This window comes from Paratractidigestivibacter sp. (assembly GCF_963660155.1).
Lineage (GTDB): Bacteria > Actinomycetota > Coriobacteriia > Coriobacteriales > Atopobiaceae > Paratractidigestivibacter.
Genome location: NZ_CAVKWG010000043.1, coordinates 1 through 4407, shown reverse-complemented (window position 1 = coordinate 4407; position 4407 = coordinate 1). Strand labels below are relative to the sequence as shown.

At 61.7% G+C, this 4407-nt stretch carries 7 protein-coding genes; 6 read left to right on the top strand and 1 reads right to left on the bottom strand.

The window, feature by feature from the left end; all coding sequences use genetic code 11:
- The 5 genes from U5709_RS08275 to U5709_RS08255 form a co-directional block, all read left to right on the top strand.
- A partial coding sequence (locus U5709_RS08275; RefSeq protein WP_415913455.1) for an aldo/keto reductase occupies nucleotides 1-246 on the top strand: 246 nt, incomplete at its 5' end.
- An 11-nt stretch (nucleotides 247-257) separates the two neighbouring features.
- The gene (locus tag U5709_RS08270; protein WP_321971333.1) at nucleotides 258-923 is read left to right on the top strand and encodes a flavodoxin; all 666 of its coding nucleotides are present in this window, start codon (nucleotides 258-260) and stop codon (nucleotides 921-923) included.
- A 78-nt stretch (nucleotides 924-1001) separates the two neighbouring features.
- Entirely contained in the window at nucleotides 1002-1694 is a 693-nt protein-coding gene (locus U5709_RS08265) for a prolyl oligopeptidase family serine peptidase (RefSeq protein ID WP_321973183.1), read from the top strand.
- An 11-nt stretch (nucleotides 1695-1705) separates the two neighbouring features.
- Entirely contained in the window at nucleotides 1706-2446 is a 741-nt protein-coding gene (locus U5709_RS08260) for a DUF4405 domain-containing protein (RefSeq protein ID WP_321973182.1), read from the top strand.
- Complete coding sequence (locus U5709_RS08255) at nucleotides 2427-3092, top strand: flavodoxin family protein (RefSeq protein ID WP_321971330.1); 666 nt, start codon at nucleotides 2427-2429, stop codon at nucleotides 3090-3092. Before U5709_RS08260 ends, U5709_RS08255 begins: the two co-directional genes overlap by 20 nt.
- A gap of 39 nt (nucleotides 3093-3131) precedes the next feature.
- Here U5709_RS08255 and U5709_RS08250 read toward each other — a convergent pair whose 3' ends face one another.
- Nucleotides 3132-3638, bottom strand: coding sequence for a TetR/AcrR family transcriptional regulator (locus tag U5709_RS08250; protein WP_321973181.1), 507 nt, complete (start codon nucleotides 3636-3638; stop codon nucleotides 3132-3134).
- A gap of 246 nt (nucleotides 3639-3884) precedes the next feature.
- Between U5709_RS08250 and U5709_RS08245 the strand changes: the two genes are divergently transcribed.
- Nucleotides 3885-4407 (top strand): oleate hydratase (locus U5709_RS08245; RefSeq protein WP_321973180.1); only part of this gene is annotated, 523 nt, incomplete at its 3' end.

Genomic DNA, 4407 nt, shown 5'->3' with positions numbered 1-4407 from the left:
CGCTGGAACCTCCAGCGCGGCGTCGTGGTGATCCCCAAGTCCGTCCATCGCGAGCGCATGGAGCAGAACCTCGACGTCTTCGACTTCGAGCTCACGGCCGAAGAGATGGCTCAGATTGCCCTTCTCGACACCAAGACCTCGAGCTTCTTTAGCCACAGCGACCCGGCCATGATCCAGTGGTTCGCCAACATCGTCGAGGAGCGCAAGTCCAACCACGACTGCCGCCAGGACAAGAAGAACTGGTAAGGGGGCAAGACATGACCGGAGCAAACATCACGAGGAGGGGCTTTATGAAGATGGGCATCGCGGCCGCGGGGATTTTCGCCGCAGGCGGCACGCTCTCGGCATGCTCCTCGAACAACGGGAATGACACTCAGGCAAGCACGGCCAACAACGATGAGCAGCAGGTCCAGGGTTCCGGCGCCGCATCGAACGCCACTAGCAGCGGCAAGGTCCTTGTGGCCTACTACTCGGCCCAAGGCCACACCAAGCGCGTGGCCGAGGCCGCGGCCGACGAGCTGGGCGCCGACCTCTTCGAGATCGTGCCCGCCGAGGTCTACACCGACGACGACCTCAACTGGACCAACGACCAGAGCCGCGTGACCCGCGAGTACGAGGACGAGAGCCTGCGCGACACGCCCCTGGCGCAGACCACCCCGGACAACTGGGCGGATTACGACACCGTGCTTCTTGGCTACCCCATCTGGTGGGCCATCGCGGCCTGGCCGTGCAACCACTTTGCCACCGACAACGATTTTACCGGCAAGAAGGTCATCCCCTTCTGCACCTCCGCGTCCTCGGGCCTGGGGCAGAGCGGCAAGCTGCTGGCCGAGGCGGCCGGCACCGGCGACTGGCAGGACGGCCAGCGCTTCTCGTCCGGCGCGTCCGACAGCGAGGTGCGCACCTGGACCGCGGGGATTTGAAGCGAGTTTGGCCTTTCTGGCGTTGACCCCACGGCAGAATCCGAGGTAACCCGCGGCACCGAGGAATACCAAGGCTTTGTGCTGGACAACGTACTGCACACGGCCGATGAGGGCGACATCCACTTCAACCTTTATGTACCGGAGGGCTACGACGGGTCACAAAGGGTCGCGCTCTTTGTGACCCTGCCCGGCTACCAAGGCCTCTACTTCCAGGGCGTGGGCATGAACGTGCGTACCGAGGACTTCGGGTTCACAGCGCGCGACTACGACCGGCAGATGATCGTGCTCGCGCCGCAGCTCATGGACTGGGGCGAGACCTCTGCGAGACAGACAATCGCGCTCGTTGCGTGGATACTGCGGGCCTATGCCGTCGACCAGCAGCGCGTTTACCTTGAGGGTTACTCCGGCGGCGGAGAAACGCTTTCGATTGTGATGGGAATGGAGCCCGGGTTGTTCCGCCGAGCGCTCTTCTGCGCCTCAAGATGGGACGGCGACCTGGACGTCCTGGCGGATGCTCGCGTACCCGTCTACCTCGTCGTGGGCGAGTCGGACGAGTACTACGGGTCGGGACCGGCGACGCAGGCGGCGCACGAGCTTGAGGGTCTCTACCGGTCGCGCGGGCTGGCGGAAGACGAGATAGCCCACCTCGTCACGCTCGACGTCAAGCCCGCAAGTTACTTCGCCGCAGGCAACGTTACGAACCAGCACGGGCATGGCGGCGCCCTCTTTTGTCGCGACCCGCAGATCATGGGCTGGCTGTTTGAGGATTGAGGCAGGACGAAATGACCATGGCGCAGGCGCGCGGCGAGAAGAGCAAGATGCGGCTGTTCGTCGACGCCGCGATGACGGCCGCGATGCCTCTGCTTATGGCCTATGCACTCGTGGGCGAGCTCGCGCACGAGTGCATAGGCGTGGCGGCGGGCATGCTGTTTGTCGCGCACCTGTGGCTCAACCGCAGGTGGATCGCAGCCTTGCCAAAAGGCCGGTGGACTGCGAGCCGGGCGCTGGGCGCGGCCGTCACGCTTGGTCTGGCACTGGCTATCGTCGTGACGATGGCGACGGGCATCGCGACTTCGCGCTACCTGTTTGCCGCGCTGGCAGCGCACGCAAACACCACACTCTTTGAGTTCGTACACCTGGTGGGCGCCTACTGGGCCTTCACGCTCTCGGGCATTCACCTGGGGCTCAACTGGAAACGTGTCATCGCGGCCTCGCGGCGAGCGCGCGGGGTAGGCGCAGGCGGCGGTACGGGCACGGGGCGCATGTCCCAAGCGGCGGCCGCAATCGCCACGGTCGCGATCGCTCACCCCGGCCTTCTCACCTTCTTCAAGCGGGGAGCCTGGCGATACCTCTTGGGCCTTGCTCACTACGCCCCAATGGACTACGCCGAACCCGCCTGGCTTTACATCGCCGATTACCTGCTGATCGGCGCCTTGTTTGTTGTCATCGGCCACATTGCCGGCGCAGTTGCCACAAGGCTTACAAAGAAGAGGATGCAAGGAAATGGAACCGCTGCTAAATGATCGCCAACAACTAAAGGTCCTGCTCGTCAACGCGGGACCCCACAAGGCCGGGTGCACCAACCGAGCGCTTGAAGAGGTCGCATGCGCTTTGCGCGAGGAGGGCCTGGCCACAGAGATGTTCTGGGTTGGCAACAAGCCCATGGCAAGCTGCCTGGCGTGCCGTCAGTGCGACAAGCTGGGGCGCTGCGTGATGAACGACCGCGTGAACGATTTCGTCGCCCTGGCGCCCGAGTTCGACGGTATCGTTTTGGGCTCGCCGGTGCACTTTGGCGCCGCGACCGGAGCCGCCACGGCGTTTTACGACCGCGCGTTTTATGCCCTCTTGCGAAGCTCGGCGGGGAACGCCCTGCGCATGAAGGTCGGCGCCGCCGTGACGAGCTGCCGACGAGCGGGAAACACCACGACGATTGACCAGCTCAACCGCTATTTTCAGCTCATGCAAATGCCTATCGCCACCTCAAGCTACTGGAACATCGTCCACGGCGCCACGCCCGCCGATGTCGAGCAGGACGCCGAGGGCCTTCGGACGATGCGCACCCTTGGGCACAACATGGCCTTTCTCATCAAGGCAATCCACCAAGCCGAGCAGGCAGGGGTCCAGCTCGCCCAGCCCGAGCCGCGCGTCTACACCAACTTCGTCAGGTAATGAGATAAGGCCGTCTATCTCATCTCCCTAATCGCAAGCTCAGAACAACTCTCCCGCCTCCAGCTGCAGCAGCTTGCTGACCTCCATCGCGATGTCGTTGAGCGAGCAGTCCAAGTCGCCACGGAACCACTGCTTGTACAGGTTCACGATCCCCCCGGCAAAATAGCAGACGCGAAGTCTGACCATCTTGGAATGGCGCATGTCCTCGGGGATGTCGCTGTCGTTGAGCATGTAATCGGTAAAGCACTTCTTGAGCTTTTCCATAAAAATCTCGGAGCCGTTAGCCTTGATCAGGATTCGGTAGAACTCCGCGTCCTCTTCAAGGCTACGACTAAGCTCCAGCAGCAGCGGCGCCGGGTTTCTAAAGAAGTCCGTGAACTCGAACTCTTTGAGCATGCCCAGCATCTTTGCGATGATCTCGTTCTCGATCTCCTCGGTGACGCCCCGCACGTCGGGGTAATGGGCATAGAAGGTCGCCCGGTTTATGTCCGCCCGCTTGACGATGTCGGTGACAGTGATCTTAGAGAGGTCCTTCTCCCTTAGCATGGCCGTGTATGCCTCGCGAATCAAGCGCCGGGAGCGAATCGCACTCCGGTATTCCGCTTTTCCGCCGATCTTCTCCCTCATAGATGCTCCCAAAGTCCGCTAATCCTAATACAAGTGTCGGATTTTATACACTCCGCATGAATTTGATGGTTGTACTGCGTAGCTCGCAATAGCATCCTGCAACCATGGTCAAAGTTCAACACCTGTATGACTTTAGACGGATGCCGAATGAGAGGAGCATGCATTATGAGGAACTACGATCGCGTTCACCCCCGCAAGCCCGAAGGCATCGAGGAGAGAAAGGCTCACATCGTCGGCGGCGGCATCGCCGGCCTTTCTGCGGCGGCGTTCCTCGTCCGTGACGCGCAGATGCCAGGCGAAAACATCACCGTATATGACCAGCTCCCCGTGTTTGGCGGCTCGATGGACGCCGCGGGAACGCACGAGACCGGCTATGTCTCGCGCGGCGAGCGTGAGCTGGAGCCGTATATGGAGTGCCTGTGGGACCTGTTCGGCAGCATCCCCTCCCTCTATGAGGAAGGCCGCACTGTGCTGGACGAGACCCGCGAGTGCAACAAGAACTGGGAGATTAACTCCAAGCACCGCCTGTGGGAGCAGGGCTTCAAGGCACATGATGAATCAACCATGGGCGTCACGCCTGAGATTCAAGAGCAGATGATCAAAATGATGCTCACACCCGAAGACCAGTTGGAGGATGTGACCATCGAGCAGTGGTTCAGCCCGGCGTTCTTCCAGAGCCAGCTTTGGT